Consider the following 24,147-nt stretch of genomic DNA (forward strand, 5'->3'; position numbering starts at 1 on the left):
TCGGATACATACGTGTGCGCAGCGATTACAGCGCCATCGTGCGGGCGCGGTCGATGCGCGCCAGGCAGTCGTCGCGGCCGACGAGCGCCATGGTATCGCCCAGCGGAGGGCTCACCATGTTGCCGCAAACGGCGACGCGCACGGCCTGGAACACCACGCGCTTCTTGAGGTCCATCTGCTCGGGCAGCGGCTCAAGCGCGGCGTCGATAGCCTCGGCGGTCCAGTCGGTCAGGCCCTCGAGCGCGGCCTTGGCGGCATCCAGAATGGCACCCATGCCCTCCTTGGCCAGGCCCTTGTTGACGGACTTCTCGTCATACTCGAGCGTCTCGGCCGTAGCGAAGATGGGAGCGGCGACGGTCACGGCGTCGGCCGGCATCTTGGTGCGCGGCTTGACGATGGCAGCGAGCGCGTCGATCCAATCCTCACCGTACTCGACATTACCCTCGATGAGACCCGCCTCGTGCAGCTCGGGGACCATGATCTCGTCGGCAAACTGAGCATCGGACATGCCATTGATGTACTCGGCGTTGACCCAGTCGAGCTTCTTGGGGTCAAAGGTCGCCGGATTCTTGGAGATGCGGTCGAGCGAGAACTTACTGGCCAGGACATCGCGCGGGATGATCGTGGTCTCGCCGTCGAGCGACCAGCCGAGCAGCGCCAGGTAGTTGACGAAGGCGTCGGACAGGTAGCCGGCGTCGCGGTACTCCTCCACCGAGGTGGCGCCGTGGCGCTTGGAGAGCTTCTTGCCGTCGGCGCCCAGGATCATGGAGATGTGGGCGAACGTAGGCACGGGCGCGCCGAGGGCCTCGTAGACCATGACCTGGCGCGGGGTATTGGACAGATGGTCGTCGCCGCGAATGACGTGGGTGATCTTCATCATGGCGTCGTCGACGACGGTCGCAAAGTTATACGTAGGCGTGCCATCGGAGCGGAAGATGACAAAGTCATCGAGCTCCTTGGCGTCGAAGGTCACCTCGCCGTGGACGGCGTCGTGGATACGGACGTCGCCGCGGTCCTCGGGCACCTTGATGCGCAGGACGTAGGACTCGCCGGCCTCGATGCGGCGGCGTGCCTCCTCGGGATCAAGATCGCGGCAGCGGCGCTGATAGCCCTGGAAGGGATCCTTGCGCTCCTGGGCGGCCTTGCGATCGGCGTCGAGCTGCTCCTTGGTGCAGAAGCATGGATAGGCCTTGCCCTCGTCCCAGAGCTTCTGGGCGGCCTGCTTGTACAGGTCCAGGCGCTCAGTCTGGGCGTAGGGGCCAAAGTCGCCGCCCACCTCGGGACCCTCGTCCCAGTCCAGGCCCAGCCAACGCATGGCGCGCAGGATGATCTGCGTGTTCTCGTCGGTGGAGCGGGTGGGGTCGGTGTCGTCGATGCGCAGGATGAACGTGCCGCCGTTTGCGCGGGCGAAAGCCCAGTTATAGATAGCGGTGCGGGCGCCGCCGATGTGCAGCTTGCCCGTCGGTGAGGGTGCAAAGCGGACGCGAACGTCTGATGCCATGGAAATCTCCTCGATTGCAGGATGGATGTCTAACCGCACCAGTATAAGGCAACAATGCCCACCTCCGCACAAAGGGCATCGACCCAGTCATTGGGTAGCTAATTTGGGACGGGGCTTTTTTAGCTACCCTATGTCGAGGTAGGCCTCTGGCTCCGAAGACTCCGGATTGGGTAGCTAAAAAAGCCCCGTCCCAAATTAGCTACCCCCAAAGCGATGTATGACTAGGTGCGGAAAGGGTGTGAATGTTTGATTTACGCGCTATGATGTGCCCTTGCATAGAGAGCCCGGCGGAATGGTAACGGTCGCCGGGACACGTTTTTGAAAGGACAATCATGTCAGAAGAACTTCGTTCCATCCCACCCCAACACGGGTCCTTTGTTTTTACGTCGGAGTCGGTGACCGAAGGTCATCCCGATAAGATCGCTGACCAGATCAGCGACGCCGTCCTCGACGCAATCCTCGCCAAAGAAATAGAGCTCCAGGAACAGGGCTACATCGCCCCCAACGGCGTGCCTGCCAACGTGGAGAACGTCCGCTGCGCCTGCGAGACCCTCGTGACCACCGGCACCGTCATCGTCGCCGGCGAGATTCGCACCCAGGCCTACGTCGACGTACAGGAAATCGCCCGCGGCGTTATCCGCCGCATTGGCTACAACCGTGCCAAGTTCGGTTTTGACTGCGACACCTGCGGCGTTATGAGCCTCATCCACGAGCAGTCGCCCGATATCGCCCAGGGCGTCGACGAGTCCTTCGAGACCCAGACCGGCGCTACCACCGACCCGATCGACCTGATCGGCGCCGGCGACCAGGGCATGATGTTCGGTTATGCCTCCAACGAGACCAAGACCCTCATGCCCATGCCACACTACCTGGCAAGCCGCCTGGCCGAGCGCCTGGCCGCCGTGCGTCACGACGGCACCCTCGCCTATCTGCGTCCCGACGGCAAGACCCAGGTCACCGTGCGCTACGAGGAAGGCAAGCCCGTCGAGGTCACGACCATCGTCATCTCCACGCAGCACGCCGCCGAGATCGAGGACATGGGAAAGATCAAGGCCGACCTCATCGAGCACGTCATCACCCCGGTCATGGCCGCCGAGAACATGCCGTGGGACAACGCGGACATCTACGTGAACCCCACCGGTCGCTTTGTCGTGGGCGGCCCCATGGGCGACACGGGCCTCACCGGCCGCAAGATCATCGTCGACACCTACGGCGGCTACGGCCGTCACGGCGGCGGCGCCTTTAGCGGCAAGGACTGCACCAAGGTCGACCGCTCCGCCGCGTATGCCGCGCGCTGGGTCGCCAAGAACGTGGTCGCCGCCGGTCTGGCCGACCGATGCGAAGTCGAGCTTGCCTACGCCATCGGCGTTTCCACGCCCCTCTCAATCATGGTCGACACCTTCGGTACCGCGCATGTTGCCGAGGACAAGATCGTTGAAGCCGTAGAGAAAACCTTCGACCTGCGCCCGGGCGCAATCATCCGCGACCTAGACCTGCGTCGCCCCATCTACGAAAAGACGGCAGCCTACGGTCACTTTGGCCGAGAAGACGCCGACTTCACCTGGGAGAAGACCGACCGCGTCGAAGAACTCAAAGCAGCCTGCGGCCTGTAATTGGGAACCACCAAGGTCACAACACGCACACGCTTTCACAAGAAGTACCGCTCCCAAGCGGTACTTCTTTTTTATTAATCCGGTAGTGAAGATGTTTCGATATGAGCCTACGCTGCGTCACCAGCTAATGAATTTTGCAGCACGGGCACTCCAACCATGTATCCTTAGTCCCGAGGGGCGGGGCATAAGGTCGATCGCGAGTTCCGCACGAGCCGGAGAGCACTTAATGTGCTCTCCGTGCGAGCAGGACTGCCCGAGCAGGCGATCTTATGCGCCGCTCCTCGGGACGACGGGATAGAGAAGGAGCACCCATGGCAGGCAAGCCGCAAACACTAGCTACGACCTCGGCATTCGAGATTTTGGGCCCCGTCATGGTCGGCCCCAGCTCATCGCACACCGCCGGCGCCCTGCGCTGCGCCCAGGTTGCCGCCAGCTTGCTGGAAGGCCGCATCACCAAAGTCACCTTTGGCCTGTGGAACTCCTTCGCCCATACCTACCGCGGCCACGGCACCGATCGCGCGCTCGTCGCGGGCATCCTGGGCCTCGACACCGATGACGAGAACATCAAGCAGGCCTTCGACCTCGCACGCGAGCAGGGCCTCGAATATCACTTTGGCATCAAGGGCGACGACGTCTCCATCCACCCCAACACCGTCGACATCGACATGGTCGACGACACGGGCGCTACGGCACAGGTCCGCGGCGAGAGCCTAGGCGGCGGCAAGATGCGCATCAGCCGCATTAACGGCGTCGGCGTTGACATCTCGGGTATGTACTCCACACTCTTCGTGGCGCACCAGGATGTTCCCGGCGTGCTCGCCGCGCTCACGAACCTGCTCGCCTACGCACACGTGAACATCGCCTTCTGCCGCACCTACCGCACCGAGGTGGGCGGCCAGGCCTACTCCGTCTTTGAGACCGACGGCGCGCCCGACGACACCGTCGTCCCCATGCTGCGCAAGCTCGACAATGTCGATTACGCGACCTTTATCGAGCTCCCCGGTTCTGCCTCGTCGCTCTCCCCCGGCGTCTCAGCAAAGGAAATCTTCGACGACGGCGAGCAGCTGCTCGATGCGTGCGAGGAACTGGGACTCAGCATCGGCGCCGTCATGGCCGTGCGCGAGGCGCGTCTGACCGGCGAGGCCCACGCCGTCGCCGCCATGCGCCGCGTGCTCGACGTCATGCGCGAGGAGACCACGGCCCCCATCGTCAATCCGCAGCGCTCGCTCGGCGGGCTTATCGGCGGCGAGGCCAAGCTTGTCGATGCCACCGGCCGCAACGACCTTGGCTCAAACTTAATGGGCCCCGTCCAGACCGATGCCGTGGCCCGCGCCATGGCCGTCCTGGAGCGCTCCGCCACCATGGGTGTGATCGTCGCTGCCCCCACGGCAGGCTCCGCAGGCGTCGTACCCGGCTGCGTGCTGGCGCTCGCCGATCACCTTCAGCTCGACGACGAGCAGGTGATAGACGCGCTCTACTGCGCAGCCGCCATCGGCCTCAACCTCACCACGAGCGCCTGCGTTGCCGGCGCCGAGGGCGGATGCCAGGCCGAGGTGGGAAGCGCCGCCGCCATGGCTGCCGCCGCGCTGGTGCAGATGCTCGGCGGCACGCCCGAGCAGGCGCTTGACGCCAGCTCCATCGCGCTGAGTAACCTGCTGGGCCTCGTTTGTGACCCCGTCGGAGGCCTGGTCGAGGTGCCCTGCCAAAACCGCAATGCCATCGGCGTGGCAGCGGCCTTTAGCTCGGCACAACTCGCCCTCGCCGGCATTAAGAGCCTGGTGCCGTTTGACCAGATGGCACATGTCATGCTCTCGGTGGGCCACGCGTTGCCGGCCACGCTGCGCGAGACGGCAAAGGGCGGCATCGCGCAGGCTCCGGCCGCGCTTTCGGCCTGTGCAAAATGCGGTGTGTGCGGGTAGTGACCAAGAACGACTCGATCGTGGGACAACTGTCCCACCTCTTTTGAATGCCACCGTTTCCGTACCACAAACAACTAGGTAATCGCTATAATGCAAGCCCAGTAAAAACACGATGAGCCGCAAGGCGAAATTCGAAGGATATGCATACGATGTCGCAAAACGATCGAACTCAACTGATTCCCGATCCGCAGCAGCCGAGCAGGCACACCGGTGGCGTTCAGTCGCCGCGTCCTATCGCGCCGAATCACGGTCAGCAGCGTGGTGCGACAAACGCTCCCCAACGCCCGAACCATCAACGTCAGCAGCGCCAGGCAAACGGCAATGCGCCCAAGCAGCCCCCCGCGCACGGTCGAGGCGATCGCGGCCCCGCGCGCAAACCCGCCGAGAACAATAAGTCGGGCAAAAAGACGACGCTCTTTGTCGTCCTTGGTCTTATCGTCATTGTCTATATCGTAGGCGTCGTAGCGTTTTCCCAGCTAGCCTACCCCAATACCACCATCGCCGGCGTCGACGTCTCGTTCTCCAACGCTTCGTCTGCCGCCACCAAGGTCAACTCGGCATGGAAGCACTATAAGCTCACCGTGGCAGGCGATGACTTTAGCTGGACCTATCAGCCCGAGTCCAATGAGCCCATCGTCGACGGCGAAGCAGCCGCAAAAGAGATTATCAGCCACAACGAAGCCTTTGTATGGCCGGTCCGCCTTGTGGAATCCTTAAGCGGAGGGACCAAAACAACCGCTACCTCCAACGAAGTCGATCTTGATCAAGACGTCGACCTGTCTATGCTCTCCGACACTTTTGACCAAAAGAAGTTTGAGGAGGATCTGGGCGCCGCCATCGACGAGTTTAACGAGGGGCGTTCGGGCACGTTCGAGGCCAATAGCTCCTATGACGAGCAGGCCGGCAAGTTTACCGTCGAGAAGGCGCGCTCCAACGAAAAACTCGACCGCGAGCATGTCATTAAGTATGCCGAGCTCGAGCTTGCCTCGCTGTCCGAGACCGTAGACCTTTCCAAGCTCGGCAGCGATGCCTACGAGCCGCTCAATGGAACGCTTACCGATGATCAGATTCAGGCCGCATGCGATGCCGCCAACAACTTCCTGGGCGTCAACGTGACCCTCAAGCTCAACGGCGAGGATGCCGGCAAGGTTGATGGCAGCTCCGTGTTGCAGTGGATCAGCTTTGCCGATCCTGCCAACCCCACGCTCGATACGTCGCAAATCAGCAGCTGGGCAGCCGAGCTCGCTAACGGCTTTAATACCGTGGGCTCCACTCGCTGGTGGACGCGCGCCGATGGCAAGCAGTGTGCCGTCGAAGGCGGTGACTTTGGTTGGTCCATTGACAGCAGCTCGCTCGCCAAGCAGGTCGAGGACGCCATTAACAACAAGCAGACCGGCGAAATCGAGATCAAGTACTCCCAGAAGGCCGACACCTTTACCGCAAAGGGAGAGCCCGACTGGAAGGCGTATATCGACGTCGATCTGTCCGAGCAGCACGCGCGCTACTATGACGAGAACGGTAATATCGTGTGGGAGGCCAACTTTATTTCTGGCAAGCCGGGAGAGGACGCCACCCCCGAGGGCGTATGGCAGATCAACAGCAACAATGGCGCCAGCAAGCTTATCGGTGCCAAGGACCCCGAGACCGGCAAGCCCAAATACGAGAGCCCGGTCAGCTATTGGATGCCGTTCGAGGGCAATATGGTCGGATTCCACGACGCCACCTGGCAAAACGACAAGAGCTTCGATAATGCCGAGTCGTACAAGTGGTGCGGCAGCCACGGTTGCATCAACCTGCGCCTGGCCGATGCAAAGGCACTTCACGACTGCATCAAAGTCGGCCTGTGCGTGGTTGTCCACTCGTAGTGCAACGCGCGCATTCCCACAACGTGGAGCTGCTGCGACCAATCTAACAGTTCCGAAAGAAACCGTCCTATGCGCCCGCCCCAACCGGTGGGCGCATATACTTATCGAGGTTCTTTCTATAAAGGAGACGCTATGCCGAATGTCCCCACGATCACCCCGGGTCCGGATAATACCGAGCACACGCCCGAAGGTATCACCGAAACGCTTCCTCTGATCACAGACGTACATGCCGACAAGGAGAGCGGACGCACGAACGACACGGCCGAGATTTCCGATGAAGAGGTATATGCCAAGCTCAAGGCAAAACGTGCCGAACGTCGACGCAAAAAGCTGATTCGACGCGGCATTGCCGCCGGCATCGTGGGTGTCATCGCGCTCATTGCCATTGTCGCAACCCTGGTTATCAATGCGCAGCCACAGGGCGATATCGGGCCTGCGACCGACATGGTGACCGAGGGCACGTTTAGCACAACGGTCGAAGCGAAAGGCCAGCTCAAACCCATTTCGTCCTCAGTGGTCTCCCCTTCTGTCGACGGCATGGTCGATTCGATAAACGTGCAGGCAGGCCAATCCGTCAACGAGGGCGACGTGCTTATGACCATTAAAATCGACGAGCTCGATCGCAACGTTGCCGAGGCGCAGCGCGCAGTTGCAGCAGCTCAGGAAGACCTCGCCAACGCGCAGAAAGCCGCAACTGCCGCGCAGGCCACCCCAACGACGGACGTCGACGAAGCTTCCGCAGCGGCTGGCATCTCCGCCGCATCAGCGGACACGAACGCCGTATCGGCCGCGCAGCGCAGCCTCGCATCGGCCCAGGCAAACCTCGATCAGGCGAACGCCAAGGCCGCCAGCCGTACGATCACGGCCCCGAGCTCGGGCAGCATCGTGGAGCTCAACGCCAAGGTGGGCGCCACGGTAACAGGCGGCATGATCATGGGCGAAAGCGATACGAGCGGCGGCAAGCAGTGCATGCAGATCGCCGACCTGTCCAAGATGAAGGTGACGGTTCAGGTGGGCGAAAAGGATATCGCCAAAATTGCCGTGGGCCAAAGCGCCAACGTGACCTATCCCGCGTTTCCCGATATCGTGAGCCAGGGCACCGTCACGGCTATCGCCTCGGTGGCAACCTCCGACTTCTCCTCCGGGAGCGGCGGCAGCGTGACCTTTAACGTCGACATCCTCATCGAAGCACCCGACAGTCGCCTTAAGCCGGGTATGACTGCCGAGGTCTCGGTAGTGACCGAGAAGCTCGACGACGTGGTGATGGTGCCGACCATGGCGCTGATGACCGAAGATGGCGAGCACTATTACGTCAATCTGGCCACCGATTCGGAGGGCAAAAAGACGCGCCGCGTGAAGGTGACCGTCGTGGCGCAAAACGACAACGAGGCTGTAGTCGGTAAGACGCAGGTCAAGCGCGACGACCAGGGCAACGAGATCAACCCAGACGCCCCGGTTACCAAGCTTCGCGACGGCGACACCCTCGTCATGGACACCGGAGCGGACGCAACGGCTGACGACGGCTACAGCGCGGATTCGGGCAGCATGTCTGCCGACGAGGGCATGTAATGCGTCCCGTCATCGACATTCGCAACGTGCATCGCATCTTTGAGAGCGAGGCGGGTTGCGCCCATATCTTGCACAACGTGAGCCTGGCAGTAGATCCCGGCGAGTTCGTCGCCATCACCGGCCCCTCGGGCTCGGGCAAGTCAACGCTCATGAACATCCTGGGCTGCCTGGACAAACCGACGGCAGGCGATTATTACCTGCAGGGCCTCAACGTGGCCGAGCTCGATTATGACGAGCTCACCGAAGTCCGCGCCCTGAGCATCGGCTTTGTCTTTCAGAGCTTCAACCTGCTGCCGCGCCTGTCGGTTATCGAAAACGTCATGCTGCCGCTGGCATACACTAACGTGCCCCGTAGCCAGCGAGAAATGCGCGCCGTGCACGCGCTGCAGGCCGTCACGCTGCCCGTCGACCACTGGGACCACCGCATATCCGAGCTCTCGGGCGGCCAGATGCAGCGTGTCGCCATCGCACGTGCCCTCGTCAACGATCCGCCCATCATTTTGGCTGACGAGCCGACGGGAAACCTGGACTCCGCCACGGGAGCGCTCGTCATGGAAACCTTCCGCAAGCTCCAGAAACGCGGCAAGACCATCGTACTCATCACGCATGACCCCGGCATCGCCGCCGAGGCCGATCGAGCCGTAACCATCCGTGACGGGCGAATCCATGACGGCGCATATGTCGCGCATACACCGAATACGTTACGCGGGGCCGTCAACAACCTGCCCGCGATTTCTGCAACCACCAATCAGCCGAAAGGAGCGAAGGCATGAGCACCCGCGATCTTGTCCAAGAAGCCCTTCACTCGCTCGAGGCCAACAAGGGACGCAGCCTGCTCACCATCCTTGGCATCGTCATTGGCATCGCCTCGGTCATCGCCATGACTTCGCTCATCGGCGGCATCCAAAACAGCCTGGTCAACAGCCTGGGCCTCAATGCAGCCCGCATGGTAGAGATCTATTCGTCCCAAGAACTCACCGATTCGGATGTGGAAAAGCTTCGCAAACTGGTGCCGCAGATTGAGCAGATCGGCATCGTCGATAGCGCCTATTCCGAGTACAAGGTCGGGGATAAAAGCTATACCGTCATGGCACACGGCGTCGATAGCGACATGCTCGATGCCGTGGGCGCCAGCAAGATCGTCGCAGGGCGCACCTACAACGGTATCGAGTCAAAATCCGGTGCGCGCGTGGCGCTCATCGGCCGCGGCGGTGCCGAGCAGCTGTACGGTAACGAACAGGACGCACTCGGCAAGACCATCAAGGTGTCGAGCGGAGAAGTGCAAATTGTCGGCGTTATCGATGGTGGCAACGAATCCATGGGTTCGCTGAACCTGTACATGCCACGGGCCGCGATCGCCGAGCTCTACGGCGATGACAATCCGTCGTTTCCGAGCGTGACGGCGCTCGCCGCCGAAGGCACGGATATGGATAAGCTCTGTAAGACCATCGAGTCCAAGGTGCGTAGCATAAAGGGCATCTCGAAGGACGACGAGTACGATAGCGTATCGGTAAGCTCCATGAAAAGCGCTATCGACTCCCTCAATTCCTTTATGGGCGCCTTCTCGCTCATCATGGGAGCGGTTGCCGGCATTTCGCTGCTCGTGGGCGGTATTGGCATTATGAACATGATGCTCACCAGCGTGACTGAGCGCATCCGCGAGATCGGCATCCGTCGCGCTCTGGGCGCCAGTCGTCGCGATATCACCGCGCAGTTTTTGGCCGAGTCCTCGGCGCTGTGCGTCACAGGTGGCCTGCTGGGTGTCCTGATTGGCTATCTGCTGGCCTGGGGCCTCGCGATGTTTGCCGCAGGATCAGGGGTTCTCAGCGAGCTCGGCGCCAGCGGGCAAATCACACCGAGCTTTTCAATCGCCACGGTGCTGCTGGCCTTCGCCGTCTCCGTCGGCATCGGCGTAATCTTTGGCTTCAATCCCGCCCGCCGCGCCGCAAAGCTCGACCCGGTCGAGTGTCTCCGCTATCAGTAAGCAACCACCCATACGTTGCGGTGAAATACTGACTGTTTATGCGTTTAAAAGCGCATATTAGACACTATTTCACCGTAACTTAGAAGGTGTCGGGGCATGACACTTCGCCCCAAATCAAATTGATTCGTTGAATAGACACATTACGGATTCTTTAGACGCATTTAATTCCACATATGGGTATTATCTCACACGAAGTACACGTGAAAGGATATGCTCATGTCGCTTACACAGTCAGCGGAGCGCGCAGCGCTCAACAAACTCATCGATTATCTCGACGACAACCCGCAGGAAAACATCGACAAAATCATGGACCTTGTGAACAAGCTGGTCCCCGATCGCGTATTTCCCGCGCAGCGCGAGGCGTTCACCAACGTCATCAAGAGCCGCGGCAACTGGTATGACCTGATCATGCGCGTCTTCACCCTCAATCCCGATATGCGCACCAAGTTGCTCAAGGCACTGATTGTCGACGGCAACCTGCTCGCGTGGCCGCAGCAGGAAAAAAGCCGCGAAAAGTACCAGTGCAATATTCCGTGGGCCATCCTGCTCGACCCCACGAGCGCCTGTAACCTGCATTGCACGGGCTGCTGGGCAGCCGAGTACGGCTATAAGCAGAATCTCTCATTTGAAGACATCGACTCTATCATCACGCAGGGCAAAGAGCTCGGCACGCATATCTACATCTATACGGGCGGCGAGCCGCTCGTCCGCAAGCACGACCTCATCAAGATCTGTGAAAAGCACCAAGATTGTGTGTTCCTTTGCTTCACCAACTCCACCCTGATCGACGAGGCGTTTTGCGATGACATGATCCGCGTGGCAAACTTTGTCCCTGCCATCAGCGCCGAGGGCAACGAGCACACCACCGATGCCCGCCGCGGCGAGGGCACCTACGTCAAGATCGAGCATGCCATGAAGCTCCTGCGCGAGCGCAATCTGCCCTTTGGAATATCGACCTGCTGGACGAGCGCCAACGCCGATACCGTCGCCACCGAGGAAAACATGGATTGGATGATCCGCGAGGGAGCGCTCTTCTGCTGGTACTTCCACTTTATGCCTGTCGGGCGCAACGCCACCTCAGAGCTCATGCCCACGCCCGAACAGCGTGAGCACATGTATCGTTTTATACGCGAGATGCGCGAGAAAAAGCCGCTCTTTACGCTCGACTTCCAAAATGACGGTGAGTTCGTGGGCGGCTGCATCGCCGGTGGTCGCCGCTACCTGCACATCAATGCAGCGGGCGACGTGGAGCCCTGCGTGTTCATCCACTATTCCAACGCCAACATCCACGATGTGAGCCTGCTCGATGCGCTGCGCTCTCCCCTCTTTATGAAATACTACGAGGGCCAGCCGTTCAACGACAACTATCTCAAGCCCTGCCCCATGCTCGAGAACCCCGACGTGCTGCCCAAGATGGTGGCCGAGACCGGTGCCAAGAGCACCGACCTGGTCGAGAAGGAATCGCCCGAGCAACTGCGCGAAAAGACCCGCGCCGCAGCCGAGGCCTGGGCGCCCGTGGCAGAACGCATTTGGAACGATCCCGACGATCCGCTCTACATCAAACGCCATGAGGACGAGACGCAGGGCATGGCCGACAGCGACATGCATAAGTTTGAACAGCAGGGCCGCAAGCTCAAGAGCAACTGCTAGCGCTTGATAACGGAGCAGGCAGCAAAGACGCGGGCGCCTCGGAAGGGGCGCCCGCGCTAGGACAAACGGGTCTCCAAGCTCGAAAGACCGTTCAGAGTCAGGTCGTTGGCGACTGCCGAGACGCGCTCAATGGCGACCGAGCCATCGGACAATGCCCACGTGCGATAGATGCCGATAATACCGGACAGCAAGAACGCCAGGTAGTATTCGAACATTTCGTCCTTAATGCCCTCGGGCAGCAGGCCGCGCTCGGCAATCTCGTGCTCGAGCGGCACACGCAGGCGAGCCATAAAGTCGTCAAGCGGAATGTTTTCGATGAGCTGGCGATTGAGCAGCAGGTTGTTGCACAGTGCCTCGTTAACGGTTTTAAAGAAGGTCGCCGCCGCGCCCAGGGCGCGCTCGTTGGTGTCACCGTCCATGGAGGCAAGCGTTTTCTCGACCGAGTCGACAATCATCTCCACCACATCGACGGCAATGGCATCGAGCAAGCCATCAACCGTACCAAAGTGAACGTAAAAGGTCTTGCGGTCGACATTGGCCTCGCGCGCGATGGCACTCACCGTAATGTCTGCCAGCGGCTTTTCCATGAGCAGGCGCTCGAAAGCGGAAAGGATGGCAGTGCGGCTGCGAACGATGCGGCGATCAATACGCGGTTTGCTGGTGGCCATGGGCGTGTCCCTTCGATATACGGGCACTCATCAACAGATGAGAGATAATCTACGTAAGAGGATTATCCCCCATACAGCACAAATATGCCCCGCATCATGAAGAACGCACGACTGCCCTACTGCGACTTAAGGTGCTTCTTCTTATTGAGTGCCGACGGAGATACGCGAATACCATCGCCTGTCTGGCGCACATAGGCTTTATGAGCCTGCTTAGCGGTCCCAGAAGCCTTCTGAGCGTGCTTCTTGGGATCAACGGTAACAGCATTCGTGGGGTGCGGCTTAGTGGGCGCAGAGGGCGTCTGAGGCGTGCGGCCGAGCTTGCGCACCACGCGATCCCAGCGCGCATGGATGCTCTCGTTGTGGGCGCTCTTAAGGCCCAGCAGGGGCGCAGCCAAAATGGTCGGCGCAATAAACGTAATGAGGCGCCACAGCAGATAGCCGGCGGTCGAAGCCGATCCAAAAAAATGACCCAGGAAAAGCGCGAAGCCACCCTCGGCACCGCCGGTGCCACCGGGCAGGGGAACAGCAGAGCTGAGGAGCTGAACAAAGGCGCTCGCGGCCATGACCGAGAAAAAGTCGACCTCGTGGTGGCCAAAGGCAAGCATCAGAAAATACGGCACCAGATAGAAAAACGCGAGCTGCAGCATGGTGATAAACACGGTGAGCAGCATGGACGAAAAATGGCCAGCCGAAAGCTTGAACTTCTCGGAGAACGAATAGACCTCGCCATCGACAAACGTGCGCCATCCCTCGATCTTAGTGGACGAGACACCTATGCGCTCGAGCCAATTAATGATGCAATGGGCGACGCGCGTGACGGTCTTAGGCATGAGCGCGACGGCAAAGATGCCTAGCAAGATGCAGCAGTGTCCGCCAAAGCTAAAGACGCACAGCAGTGTCATGTCGCCATAGCGCTCGGCGAAAAACGGCATACGAGCAAGTAGCAGGATAGCACCCCAGGCAACAAGGCCAAACTGATACACGATAAAACGCGTGAACTGTGTGGCGCCGGCCTCGCCGACATTTTGGCCCGCTTTGGTCAGGCGGTAAATCTGGGCAGGAGTCGAGCCCATCATCATGGGCGTCAGGTTGCCAAAAAAGATGCCGCTCGCCTCGACAGAGATCAGGTCGCGAATGCCGACGGGTGAATTGGGGTCGAGCCAGACGGCGATCGCATAGGCCACAATGCCAAAGAACAGATACATGAACATGCATAGACACGCGACAACGAGCCAGGGCGCCTGGACGCTCGACATAGCAGCCCAGAACTGCCCCATCTGCCCGGTTACCACCAGATAGACGATATAACCCACCAGCACAACGCCGATAAAGATGGCGCCGCGGCGTGCGCTCTTATTGTCATCGCCGCCCGAGGCCTCAACCTCGACCAGGGGCTTGGACGTATGCTGAGAGGACTCCGTCATGAGACTCCTTCTAACAGTCAAAATAACTTGGTTATTGTACCCGTAAGGGCCATAAGCAGAACGTAAAGCTCTTGTTCAAACGGGAATTGCAGACGGTTGTTTGATAATAAAAAACCCGGCCTTCCGTGGGAAGTCCGGGTATCAGATGCGTGGTAGCCCGTACCAGATTCGAACTGGTGATCTCCGCCTTGAGAGGGCGGCGTCCTAAACCGCTAGACGAACGGGCCATAAATCTCGGCAGAAAAGAAATGGTAGCCCGTACCAGATTCGAACTGGTGATCTCCGCCTTGAGAGGGCGGCGTCCTAAACCGCTAGACGAACGGGCCACATGACATCTGCACTGCCGTGCTGCGAGGAAATATATTACGGGACAAAAAACGCGAGCGCAAGAAAAAATTCCAAATTGCCGAAAATTTGTCGGCAGGTTATGGAACGCGCAGTTCAGCAAGGTAGTTAATTTGGGACGGGGCTTTTTAGCTGCCCTAGCCGTCAATCGACCGAACCGCCGGTGCTGCCGGCAGGGGTAGCTAAAAAAGCCCCGTCCCAAATTAACTACCCTAGGTTGAGATGGACCAAAAGAGCTTCGCGGTCGTTGGGGATGTTGTCCTCGATCACGGCGTCGAGCGCTGCGTTGAGAAGCTGACCTAGCACGGGCCCCGGCTTCACGCCGGCGCGGATCAGATCGCCGCCGTTGATGGCGAGCATCTTGAGCGTATAGGGCACCCCTGCCTCCAGTAGCTCGTGCGCCAGCGTGCGCATCTCCTCGATGGTCTCGACGTAATAGAAGCACGACGGGGCCTTGCTGAGCGTATCGGCACGCTTGAGATCCATGAGCTCGTCCATCAGGCGGGCGGTGTCGACGCCCTCGCCCGAAAGCAAGCGCATCATATTGAGCAGACAGGAACGCTCGGGGCGCAACGGTTTATCGTGATACTTGATGAGCAGACACACGTCACGGATCAGGTCGTGCGAAAGCGCCAGGCGATCCATAATGACACGCGCCTTCTTGGCCCCGAGCTCGGGATGACCGTAAAAGTGGCCGCTGCCCGCATGGTCGACCGTAAAACACTCGGGCTTGGAAACGTCGTGCAAAAACGCCGCCCACATCAGGCTCGACGAGGGCGCGACGCCGTCACACAGCGCCAGCTCACCTGCCACCGTCAGCACGCGGGCAATATGCTCGTAAACGTTAAAGGCATGGTAGACGCTGCGCTGATCAAACCCGCGACCCTCTGCCAACTCGGGCACGGCGGCGCAAACAAGCTCGGGGTAGCGCAGCATGGCGTCTCCCCCGTGGCCGGTCGAAAGGATGCCCTCGAGCTCAATGCCCACACGCTCGCGCGCCACGGCATCGAGCAGCGGCGCGCACTCGGCAAGGGCACGCTTAGTCTCGGGCTCAATCACAAAGTCCAGGCGGCAGGCAAAACGCACCGCACGCAGCATGCGCAGGGCATCCTCGTTAAAGCGACGCTTGGGATCGCCGACGGCACGGATCAGCTTTCGTTCCAAATCACCCTGGCCGTCGTAGCGGTCGACAAGCCCGCGCTCGGGATGCCAGGCCATGGCGTTGACGGTAAAGTCGCGGCGCGCCAGATCGTCCTCAAGCGACGCCGCACGCTCCACGCTTTGCGGATGGCGGCCATCGGTGTAAAAGCCGTCCAGGCGGTACGTAGTGACCTCGATACGCTCGCCATCACTAATGGCGGTGATGCCGCCAAATTTAATGCCCGATTCAACCACCGCAATGCCGGCAGCCTCGAGTGCTACCTTGGACTCCTGCCACAGGCCGCTGCAGCACATATCAACATCGTGGCTGGGGCATCCCATAAGGGCATCACGTACCCAACCGCCTACGTACCAAGCCTCAAGACCAGCTGCCTCGAGCGCGCGTAGGACGCGCAGGGAGGCGGCTGACGGCTGCGTAGCGTTAAGCGAAACTGTGCACATTCCTGTGGCCTCCTGCAATTGCGAGTGTATTGATTGTTGGTTCTCAAGAAGTCTAGCAAGAAACAGAAGAAGGCGCACACACGAACCCACTTCGCGCACGATTGAGCCCCAAGGGCTCGACAGCAGGCTTAAAAAAGCACCCGTCTCGAAAATCCGAGACGGGTGCTCGACAAGCAAAGAATGAAACCGTGTGCCGCGCTAGCAAACCTGACGGATGGCAATACCCTTCTTGTACTCCTCCACCTTGGCAAAGTCACCCAGACCCGGGCACTCGACCACGTTGGCGCCAGTTGCCATCGACAGGCGCAGGGCGTCCTCGACGCACTCGGGGGCGTCGTGCCACACGGACAGGAAAGCGGCCAGGGAGGAGTCGCCCGCGCACACCGTCGACAGCAGCTTGACGTCGAAGGTGCGGTTGGCAAACCAGATGTGCTCGCTGTTGGAGAAGTACGCGCCATCGCCGCCAAGGGTCAGCAGTACGTTCTTAGCGCCCTTGGCATGCAGCTCGGCCATGGCACCCTTGACGGACTCGTCGTCGCCACCGCTCACCTTAATGCCAAAGATATCGAGCAGCTCGTCGTCATTAGGCTTAATCAGCAGAGGCTCCATGGCAATGAGGTCTGCCAGCTGATGGCTCGAGATGTCAAGCACGAACTCGGCACCCTTTGCCTTAACACGGCGAAGCACCTCGGCGAGGAAACCATCAGAGGTGTTGGGGGGCAGTGAGCCGCTAATGACCAGGCAGGTCATGTCGTCGAGCGAATCGATGAGCTCGAACATCTCCTGCTCGTTGGCCTCGTTGATGGCGGCACCGGCGTTGACCATGTTGTACTCGGTGTCGGGGCCCGCGTTGAGGAACACGTTGACGCGCGTGATGCCATCGGTCCACACGGGCTTGACGGGTACGCCCAGGGCCTCGGCGCCCTTGACGATAAACTCGCCCGAAAAGCCGGCGAAGAAGCCCAGGATCGTGGTGTCGACGCCGTAGTGATCGAGGGTGAACGAGACGTTGAGACCCTTGCCGTTGGGCGTGTAAACGGCGTTGCGGGTACGCGTGACGGTGTTGGCGTCAAGACCGTCGCAGGCGATGTTGTAGTCGATGGCGGGATTTGCAGTGAGCGTGTAAATCATGAATGTTCCTTTCACAAGGCAACGTGTTAATGAAAGTATATTCCACACATCGGTAAAAGGCTAGGACAACTCGGTAAACGGTGTGGAAGCGATGAAGTACGGCAGAACATGTCTCCCCCATGGGCGAACAAAAAAGGCGCCCCGGCCGAAACCGGGGCGCCGCATGCGCACGAATATGTCGCGTTTCGATTACTGACGATCGAGCTTGCGGACAGCAATGCGCTTGCTGTACTCGTCGACGTGACCAAAGTCGCCAATGCCGACGGACTCGGCAACGTTGGCACCGGTGGCCATAGCGAGCTTCATGGCCTCCTCGACGTTGTCGCGGTTCTTGTACCACTTGTGCAGGAACGCAGCGAGGGTGCAGTCGCCGGCGCAGACGGAAGAGACCAGCTTGATGTTGAACTCACGCTTCGCGTACCAGATGTCCTCGCCGTTGGAGAAGTAGGCGTCGCCGCGGCTACCACGGGTGAGCAGCACGTTCTGAACGCCGGCCTCGTGAGCCAGCTTCATGGCAATGCGGACCTCGTCGTCGGTATCGACCGGCACACCGAAGATAGCCTTCATCTCGTGATGGTTCGGCTTGATGAGCAGCGGCTTCTTGTGAGCGAGCTCCTTGAGCTTGTCGGAGGACAGGTCCAGGACGACGTCGGCGCCACGAGCCTGAGCGTGCTCCATGACCTGAGCCAGGAAGTCGGGCGTGGCTTTGGGAGGCACGGAGCCGGAGACGATCAGGCACTCAAGATCGCCCGCGGTGTCCAGGATGTTGTAGAGCTCCTCCTGGTGCTGCGGCGTAATCGGAGCGCCGGGGTTCAGGATGCCGTACTCGTGCTGGCCATCGTTGACGTAGGTGTTGATGCGCGTGATACCGTCGGTCCAGACCGGGCGGCACAGGCAACCGAGGTTCATGACCTCCTCGACGATAAACTTGCCGGTGAAGCCAGCGAAGAAGCCGAGCGCGACGGTGTCGACCCCCATCTTCTTGAAGGCGAAGGACACGTCGAGGCCCTTGCCGTTGGCCGTGTAGCTGGCCGAACCGGTGCGGACGTTCTCATCGGGCTCAAGCGGAGAGCTCGAAACCGTCATGTCGACAGCCGGGTTAGCAGTTAGCGTGTAGAACATTTACAGTACCCCCTGTATACGTGAGGGCCGCGTGGCCGGCCCATTCCAGCCACGCGGTTACCTCTGATACCAAATTAGCGAGCTGCGGACTCGAGCAGCGCCTTGACCTCGGCGGCGGTGTTGCAGGCGAGCGCCTTCTCGGCGAGCTCGTCGCACTCGGCCCTGGTCCACTGGCTGATGGTCTTGCGGGCGCGCAGGATTGACGGAGCGCTCATCGAGAACTCCTCCAGGCCCCAGCTGATCAGCAGCGGCTCAAGCAGCGGATCGGCAGCGGCCTCGCCGCACATGCCGACCATGATGCCGGCCTTCACGCCGCTCTCGATGATGTTCTTGAGAGAGCGGAGCACGGCGGGATAGTACACCTGGTACAGGTTGGAGATGGTGTCGTTGCCACGGTCGGCGCACATAGTGTAGCCAATCAGGTCGTTGGTGCCGATAGAGAAGAAGTCGGCGACCTCGGCCAGGCGGTCAGCGAGCAGCGAGGCGGCAGGCGTCTCGACCATAATGCCGACCTCGATGTTCTCGTTGAACTTGCGGCCCTCTTCGGTCAGCTCAGCCTTGCACTGCTCGACGAGCTCCTTAACGGCCACGACTTCCTCGACGCAGGTGACGAGCGGGATCATGATCTTGACGTCGCCAAAGGCGCTGGCGCGCAGCAGGGCGCGGAGCTGCACCTTGTACTGGTCGGGGTTGGCCAGGCAGTAACGCACGGCGCGGAAGCCCATGAAGGGGTTCTCTTCCTTGACCATGTGCAGGTACGGAATCTCCTTGTCGCCACCCACATCGAGCGTGCGGATGATGACCGGAGCGCCCTTAAGCGCACTGGCGACCTTGCGGTAGGCGTTGAACTGCTCCTCCTCGGAAGGAAGCTCGGCGGAGTCCATGAACAGGAACTCGGAGCGGAACAGGCCGATAGCCTCGGCGTCGTGATCGAGCGCGTTGGGCACGTCATCGGGGTTGCCGATGTTGCAGGCGATGATCTTCTTGATGCCATCGGCAGTCACAGAAGGCTTGCCGCGGAAGGACTCGAGGGCTGCCTTCTCGGCAGCGAAGGCCTCGGCCTTGGCGGTGTAGGCGGCAAGCGTCTCCTCGTCGGGATCGGCCTCGACAACACCCTTGCCACCGTCGACGACGACGGTCATGCCGTTGCGCAGTGCGGTGCAGCTGTTGGAAACCGAAAGGACGGCTGGAATCTCGAGGGCACGTGCGATGATCGCGGAGTGCGACGTACGGCCACCGGTCTCGGTGACGATACCGGCAACGTGAGCTTTGTCGATCGTGGCGGTCATGGACGGCGTGAGGTCGTGCACGACAACGACGGTGTTCTCGGGCAGGACGGAGAGGTCGACGACCTCCTTGCCCAGCAGCTCGGCCAGAATACCGGTGCGGATGTCGGCGATGTCGGCCGCGCGCAGACGGAACATCTCATCGTCCATGGACAGGAACATGTTCTCGAACATGGTCGAGGTGTCCATGAGCGCCTGCTCGGCGCAGGTGCCGCCATCAATGGCGGCGTTGATGGCGTCGGTCATGCCCGGGTCCTGAGCCAGGACAATGTGTCCGCTCATGATCTCGGCCTCGGCCTCGCCCACCGTCTCCTTCATGTGGTCGGCCTGAGCCTGGGTCTTATCGCAGAAGACCGAAAGAGCGGTCTGATAGCGCTCCTTCTCTGCTGCCGAATCAGCAACCTCGTGCGGCTCAAACGTCAAGTCGGGATCGACGGCGACCATGACGGTGCCGATACCGATGCCCTCAGAAGCGTTGACTCCCTGATACATTCCCATTCCTCTCTCCGTGTCATGTGATAAAGCGTTTTGCCATATCCATGACAAAAGAGCGCAGCTACCTTAAAACAGGTCACTGCGCCCCCAAACATGAACTTAGTTGTTCAACATGCGACCCGTTTGAGTTCTACTCGCCAAGACCGCTCTTGATGAGCTCGATGGCAGCAGCCAGAGCCTCGGCCTCATCAGCGCCGTCGCACTTGACCTCAACCTCGGTGCCGCAGGGGATACCAGCAGCCATGAGGGCCATCGGGGACTTGCCGTTGACCTCCTTCTCGGGGGTGACGACCGTCACGTCACAGGCGTACTTGCCCATGGTGGAGGCGAACAGACCAGCCGGACGCATGTGCAGACCCTGAGGATTAACGAGGGTAGCCTTCTCAGAAACCATAGTTGACTCCTTTTTTGTGTTTAACCCCTGTCATGCATGTGGCAGGAGTCAGATTCACGACGTTGTTTATATTAACTCACATCAAACGGTTTTTCATTGTGTTTCAGACGAATTATTGGACAGATGTGTTTGTCGTCCGCTTGCTCGCCTGGCGGGGCGGTTAAGTTTGCTGCTCTACAGTCCTGCGTAAGACGGAAAGCACATTAAGTGCTTTCCTTTGCGTGCGGAACTCGCGACAAACTTAATCGCCCCGCCCGGCGAGCAAGCTGCGGAAACTCGGTCGGTCCAGAGCAATGTCGGCTGAAAGGAATTCTGGCTGATGGGATCAACCGGTGTGTTCTCTATTTTCGAAAAAGGCGGAGGCCCTGGAGAGGGTCTCCGCCTTTATTACAGGGGGCGATGTAATTCGCGAACTGTGGGATTAGACCAGGCGGGCGTTGATCGTCTTTGCGATCTCGGCGGCGTCGGTGGAACCCTTGACGGTGGCACGGAAGTCCTCGTCCATGAGCGCCTCGGCGACCTTGGACAGGATCTTGAGGTGCGTGGTGCCAGCCTGGGCACCCGGGATGAGCAGAGCGATGGCCACGTTGACGGGAGCGCCGTCCATGGTGTCCCAACCGGTCACGCCAGACTCGTCCTTGACGACGATGACGGCAGCCTCGGTAATGGCGTCGGACTTGGCATGCGGAATGGCGAAGCCCTCCATCATGCCCGTGGTGCCCTCGGCCTCGCGAGCCAGGAAGGCGTTCATCACGGCGTCGGCGTCACTGGCGATACCGGCCTTGACAGCCTGGTTGGAAACGAAGCTCAGAGCCTCGTCACGAGAAGTGAAGTCCTCGGCGACAAAAACGTTCTCGACCTTCACAAAGTCGGCAGCCTCGGCCTTGGGGGCCTCGACAGCAGCGGGCTTGGGAGCCTCGACCGACTTAGAGGGAGCAGCAGGAGCGGCCTTCTGATTCTTCTCGAAGTCGTGCTTCTTGAAGGCCACGAACAGGATGCCACCGACCACGGCGCCGATGAGGATCGCGAGGACCCACAGCGGACCGTTCTCGACAACGGGCAGGACCAGGAAGCCACCGTGAGGCGCCGGATCGTGAACGTTGAACATAATGGTCAGGATCGAAGCGATAGAGGAACCGAGCATCATGATGGGCATGACGGGCCAGATGTTCTTGGTCATGAACGGAATGGCGCCCTCGGTGATGTGGGTGCAACCAAGGATGAGGTTGACGATACCGGCGTCATGATCCTCTTGGCTGAAGTACTTCTTGCCGACAACGACGGCGAAGGTGGTGATCAGCGGCGGAACGATGCAAGCGGCGGAGACGGCAGCCATGAAGTTGGTACCGAAGTTGTAGGTGTCGGTGCCAACACCGGCGGCCAGGGCCTCGGTGAGCATAGCGGTACCGGTGACATAAGCAGCCTTGTTGACCGGGCCGCCCATGTCAAAGGCGCACATGCAGCCGATAGCAAGACCCAGAACAACGGCGCCAGAGGCGGACAGACCCTTGAGGAAGTCCATCATGGCGGTGTTGATGGCAGCCATGGGGCCGGAAATGCCGAGCATGACCAAGCCGACGATAGCCGTCGAGAACAGCGGGTACAAAAAGATTGCCTTGAGGCCGTCCAGGTTCTTGGGCAGACCGGCAAAGACCTTCTCGAGCAGTAGGATGACATAACCGGCGAGGAAGCCACCGACGATGCCGCCGAGGAAGCCGAAGCCCACGCCGGCGCCACCGGCGTCGATCAGGCCGGTCTCGGCGTTAACAGGCAGGCCCTGGATGGCGATCATGCCGGCAACAAAACCGGGGACGAGCGCCGGGCGCTTGCCGATGGATTCGGCGATGTAGGCGGAAAGCACGGGAACCATGAGGTTCATGGCAATGCCGCCGATGATCTTGAGCATAGCGGCGAAGCTGTTGTAGTCGGCAGCCGTCGAATCGAAGGACGTGATGCCCCACAGGAACGAAACGGCGGTCAGGACACCACCGGCGACGACGAAGACCAGCATATGGCTGACGCCGTTCATAAGGTGCTTGTAGATGACGTGGCCGATGGACTCCTTCTCCTCGACCTCGTCCTCGACATCGGCAGCGGCTGCAACCGTGCTGTCGCCCTTGGCGGCGAGCGCGCGGTCAATCAGCTTACCGGCGGCCTCAACGGACAGGGCCTTGGAAACACCAACGGAAACCATGGGCTTGCCGGCAAAACGCTCGGCCTGGACATCCTTGTCAGCTGCGACGACGACGGCCTTGGCGCCAGCGATCTCGCTCTTGCTGAGCTCGTTCTCGACACCGACCTGGCCATGAGTCTCGACCTTAATGGTCAGACCTCGCTCGGCAGCTGCCTTCTCCAGCGCCTCCTTCGCCATGAAGGTGTGCGCAATGCCGGTCGGGCAACCGGTCGCGGCGATGATGTCAAACTTAGCCATGTGTCCCTCCTTTTTAAGTTTTGCGCCCGCAGGCGCTCCCCTACACGCGCGTCCTTGCGCGCTTTTCCACAACTGAAAGATACCAACCTACCGTCCGCGTGAGAAGAGACAAGGCGCAATTCTCCGGTGAAAGGTTCTTTCATAACCGTAAACGGTAGGTGAAAGTTTACCATCAACTCTTGAAACGGCAAGATGTATCTTGTAATTGAAAATCCCCCTATACTATGAGAATACAAAACGAGTCCGATTTTCATGCCAACCAGGAGCCATCCATGACCGATAGTAGCAAGAGCGCGCTTTCCCTCATTAGTACCCATCAGGGATATAGCGAGTCCGAGCAGCGCATTGTCGACTATATATTGGAGCACCAGTCCGAGGCGCCACGCCTCACGGCGGCTCAGCTCTCGCGCGCCGCCGCCACGTCCGAGGCGACCGTTTCTCGCTTCTGCCGCAAGCTTGGCTTTGGTAGCTTCCGCAGCTTTCAGTTTTCGTTGGCAAGGGATTTGGAAAGCCAGCGCAACGAGGGCCTGACTGACGAGGTCTCGCTCGACAATATGGAGCAGAGCCTCAAGAACATACTGGCTGCCAAGGTAAGCGAGCTTAATGCGACCATCGACGGGATCGACCACGATACGCTGGCGGCTGTTGTGCATGCCCTTAAGCATGCAGGGGTTATTGAGTTTGCGGCTGTGGGCAATACGAACGCGGTCGCGCTCGATGCGACGTTTAAGTTTTCGCAGCTGGGCCTGCGCTGCATGGCAAGCACCATTAGCGAGACATCAATCGGCTTTGCGCTCACGTTGCGCCCGGGTGACGTCATCGTGCTTATCTCAAACTCCGGCAAATCGCGCCGACTGAATCGCATGGCAAAAGCGGCTCGCGACTGCGGCGCAACCATAGTCGTCATCAGCAGCGACAGCAAATCCCCGCTCGCGCGCCTGGCAGACTACACCTTTAATACCGTCAACCACGAAGCGCTGCTGACGACGGGCGACTTTGCGTTCTCTAAAATCAGCGCAACGATGATCATCGAGGTTATCTACAACTTCCTGCTGCCCGAAATCGAGGACGCGCGCGAGCATATCAGCTACTACGAGGAGCTCATCCAGCCGGACAAGGTCGTTGAGTAAAACGCGTTGTGGGACAAA

The 24,147-nt window shown here is 60.1% G+C and carries 17 protein-coding genes and 2 tRNA genes; 8 read left to right on the forward strand and 11 right to left on the reverse strand.

Annotation, left to right across the window (positions count from 1 at the left end; genetic code table 11):
* Positions 1 to 25: 25 nt before the first annotated feature.
* Positions 26 to 1,501, reverse strand: coding sequence for a glutamate--tRNA ligase (gene gltX, locus DW870_RS05545; RefSeq protein WP_117877118.1), 1,476 nt, complete (start codon positions 1,499 to 1,501; stop codon positions 26 to 28).
* Between the two features lie 332 nt (positions 1,502 to 1,833).
* Here gltX and metK point away from each other — a divergent pair, with 332 nt between their 5' ends.
* From metK to DW870_RS05580, 7 genes are all read left to right on the forward strand, one after another.
* Positions 1,834 to 3,114 (forward strand): methionine adenosyltransferase, encoded by a 1,281-nt coding sequence (metK, locus tag DW870_RS05550; RefSeq protein WP_117877120.1) that lies wholly within the window; start codon positions 1,834 to 1,836, stop codon positions 3,112 to 3,114.
* A gap of 311 nt (positions 3,115 to 3,425) precedes the next feature.
* Positions 3,426 to 5,033 carry an L-serine ammonia-lyase, iron-sulfur-dependent, subunit alpha gene (gene sdaAA, locus DW870_RS05555; RefSeq protein ID WP_117877122.1) on the forward strand — a complete coding sequence of 536 codons (1,608 nt, stop codon included), beginning with the start codon at positions 3,426 to 3,428 and terminating at the stop codon, positions 5,031 to 5,033.
* A 149-nt stretch (positions 5,034 to 5,182) separates the two neighbouring features.
* On the forward strand, positions 5,183 to 6,898 hold the full coding sequence (locus DW870_RS05560) for a L,D-transpeptidase (RefSeq protein ID WP_158565180.1): 1,716 nt from the start codon (positions 5,183 to 5,185) through the stop codon (positions 6,896 to 6,898).
* A gap of 132 nt (positions 6,899 to 7,030) precedes the next feature.
* Complete coding sequence (locus DW870_RS05565) at positions 7,031 to 8,467, forward strand: efflux RND transporter periplasmic adaptor subunit (RefSeq protein ID WP_158565181.1); 1,437 nt, start codon at positions 7,031 to 7,033, stop codon at positions 8,465 to 8,467.
* Positions 8,467 to 9,240 carry an ABC transporter ATP-binding protein gene (locus DW870_RS05570; RefSeq protein ID WP_117877128.1) on the forward strand — a complete coding sequence of 258 codons (774 nt, stop codon included), beginning with the start codon at positions 8,467 to 8,469 and terminating at the stop codon, positions 9,238 to 9,240. The genes DW870_RS05565 and DW870_RS05570 overlap by 1 nt, the downstream gene beginning before the upstream one ends.
* Complete coding sequence (locus DW870_RS05575) at positions 9,237 to 10,451, forward strand: ABC transporter permease (protein WP_117877130.1); 1,215 nt, start codon at positions 9,237 to 9,239, stop codon at positions 10,449 to 10,451. The genes DW870_RS05570 and DW870_RS05575 overlap by 4 nt, the downstream gene beginning before the upstream one ends.
* A gap of 216 nt (positions 10,452 to 10,667) precedes the next feature.
* Positions 10,668 to 12,101, forward strand: a complete 1,434-nt coding sequence (locus DW870_RS05580; RefSeq protein ID WP_117794271.1) for a radical SAM protein — start codon at positions 10,668 to 10,670, stop codon at positions 12,099 to 12,101.
* Between the two features lie 56 nt (positions 12,102 to 12,157).
* Here the strand turns inward: DW870_RS05580 and DW870_RS05585 are convergent, their stop codons facing one another.
* The 10 genes from DW870_RS05585 to DW870_RS05630 form a co-directional block, all read right to left on the reverse strand.
* Positions 12,158 to 12,769: a TetR/AcrR family transcriptional regulator gene (locus DW870_RS05585; RefSeq protein ID WP_117762930.1), complete on the reverse strand. Its 612-nt coding sequence runs from the start codon at positions 12,767 to 12,769 to the stop codon at positions 12,158 to 12,160.
* Positions 12,770 to 12,885: 116 nt separating this feature from the next.
* Positions 12,886 to 14,193 (reverse strand): lysylphosphatidylglycerol synthase transmembrane domain-containing protein, encoded by a 1,308-nt coding sequence (locus tag DW870_RS05590; protein WP_117877132.1) that lies wholly within the window; start codon positions 14,191 to 14,193, stop codon positions 12,886 to 12,888.
* A gap of 150 nt (positions 14,194 to 14,343) precedes the next feature.
* A tRNA-Glu gene (locus tag DW870_RS05595) sits at positions 14,344 to 14,420 on the reverse strand.
* 22 nt (positions 14,421 to 14,442) lie between these two features.
* Positions 14,443 to 14,519: transfer RNA gene (locus tag DW870_RS05600), tRNA-Glu, on the reverse strand.
* 226 nt (positions 14,520 to 14,745) lie between these two features.
* Positions 14,746 to 16,140, reverse strand: coding sequence for a CCA tRNA nucleotidyltransferase (locus DW870_RS05605; RefSeq protein WP_117877133.1), 1,395 nt, complete (start codon positions 16,138 to 16,140; stop codon positions 14,746 to 14,748).
* A 198-nt stretch (positions 16,141 to 16,338) separates the two neighbouring features.
* Positions 16,339 to 17,271: a 1-phosphofructokinase family hexose kinase gene (locus DW870_RS05610; RefSeq protein WP_117877135.1), complete on the reverse strand. Its 933-nt coding sequence runs from the start codon at positions 17,269 to 17,271 to the stop codon at positions 16,339 to 16,341.
* Positions 17,272 to 17,460: 189 nt separating this feature from the next.
* Positions 17,461 to 18,393 (reverse strand): 1-phosphofructokinase family hexose kinase, encoded by a 933-nt coding sequence (locus tag DW870_RS05615; protein ID WP_117735074.1) that lies wholly within the window; start codon positions 18,391 to 18,393, stop codon positions 17,461 to 17,463.
* 74 nt (positions 18,394 to 18,467) lie between these two features.
* Entirely contained in the window at positions 18,468 to 20,171 is a 1,704-nt protein-coding gene (gene ptsP, locus DW870_RS05620; RefSeq protein WP_117735073.1) for a phosphoenolpyruvate--protein phosphotransferase, read from the reverse strand.
* Between the two features lie 133 nt (positions 20,172 to 20,304).
* On the reverse strand, positions 20,305 to 20,568 hold the full coding sequence (locus tag DW870_RS05625; RefSeq protein WP_022094575.1) for an HPr family phosphocarrier protein: 264 nt from the start codon (positions 20,566 to 20,568) through the stop codon (positions 20,305 to 20,307).
* A 421-nt stretch (positions 20,569 to 20,989) separates the two neighbouring features.
* Entirely contained in the window at positions 20,990 to 22,999 is a 2,010-nt protein-coding gene (locus tag DW870_RS05630; RefSeq protein WP_117877137.1) for a fructose-specific PTS transporter subunit EIIC, read from the reverse strand.
* 272 nt (positions 23,000 to 23,271) lie between these two features.
* On the opposite strand from DW870_RS05630, the gene DW870_RS05635 reads away from it, so the two are divergent.
* On the forward strand, positions 23,272 to 24,129 hold the full coding sequence (locus DW870_RS05635; RefSeq protein WP_118273438.1) for a MurR/RpiR family transcriptional regulator: 858 nt from the start codon (positions 23,272 to 23,274) through the stop codon (positions 24,127 to 24,129).
* Positions 24,130 to 24,147: the final 18 nt, after the last annotated feature.

Origin of the sequence: Collinsella sp. AM38-1BH, from assembly GCF_003467545.1 — a bacterium.
GTDB lineage: Bacteria > Actinomycetota > Coriobacteriia > Coriobacteriales > Coriobacteriaceae > Collinsella.

Excerpts from the sequence above, each read along its gene's own strand:
- gltX (WP_117877118.1), bottom strand. The coding sequence starts at position 1,501 with ATGGCATCAGACGTTCGCGTCCGCTTTGCACCCTCACCGACGGGCAAG.
- metK (WP_117877120.1), top strand. The coding sequence starts at position 1,834 with ATGTCAGAAGAACTTCGTTCCATCCCACCCCAACACGGGTCCTTTGTT.
- sdaAA (WP_117877122.1), top strand. The coding sequence starts at position 3,426 with ATGGCAGGCAAGCCGCAAACACTAGCTACGACCTCGGCATTCGAGATT.
- DW870_RS05560 (WP_158565180.1), top strand. The coding sequence starts at position 5,183 with ATGTCGCAAAACGATCGAACTCAACTGATTCCCGATCCGCAGCAGCCG.
- DW870_RS05565 (WP_158565181.1), top strand. The coding sequence starts at position 7,031 with ATGCCGAATGTCCCCACGATCACCCCGGGTCCGGATAATACCGAGCAC.
- DW870_RS05570 (WP_117877128.1), top strand. The coding sequence starts at position 8,467 with ATGCGTCCCGTCATCGACATTCGCAACGTGCATCGCATCTTTGAGAGC.
- DW870_RS05575 (WP_117877130.1), top strand. The coding sequence starts at position 9,237 with ATGAGCACCCGCGATCTTGTCCAAGAAGCCCTTCACTCGCTCGAGGCC.
- DW870_RS05580 (WP_117794271.1), top strand. The coding sequence starts at position 10,668 with ATGTCGCTTACACAGTCAGCGGAGCGCGCAGCGCTCAACAAACTCATC.
- DW870_RS05585 (WP_117762930.1), bottom strand. The coding sequence starts at position 12,769 with ATGGCCACCAGCAAACCGCGTATTGATCGCCGCATCGTTCGCAGCCGC.
- DW870_RS05590 (WP_117877132.1), bottom strand. The coding sequence starts at position 14,193 with ATGACGGAGTCCTCTCAGCATACGTCCAAGCCCCTGGTCGAGGTTGAG.
- DW870_RS05605 (WP_117877133.1), bottom strand. The coding sequence starts at position 16,140 with ATGTGCACAGTTTCGCTTAACGCTACGCAGCCGTCAGCCGCCTCCCTG.
- DW870_RS05610 (WP_117877135.1), bottom strand. The coding sequence starts at position 17,271 with ATGATTTACACGCTCACTGCAAATCCCGCCATCGACTACAACATCGCC.
- DW870_RS05615 (WP_117735074.1), bottom strand. The coding sequence starts at position 18,393 with ATGTTCTACACGCTAACTGCTAACCCGGCTGTCGACATGACGGTTTCG.
- ptsP (WP_117735073.1), bottom strand. The coding sequence starts at position 20,171 with ATGTATCAGGGAGTCAACGCTTCTGAGGGCATCGGTATCGGCACCGTC.
- DW870_RS05625 (WP_022094575.1), bottom strand. The coding sequence starts at position 20,568 with ATGGTTTCTGAGAAGGCTACCCTCGTTAATCCTCAGGGTCTGCACATG.
- DW870_RS05630 (WP_117877137.1), bottom strand. The coding sequence starts at position 22,999 with ATGGCTAAGTTTGACATCATCGCCGCGACCGGTTGCCCGACCGGCATT.
- DW870_RS05635 (WP_118273438.1), top strand. The coding sequence starts at position 23,272 with ATGACCGATAGTAGCAAGAGCGCGCTTTCCCTCATTAGTACCCATCAG.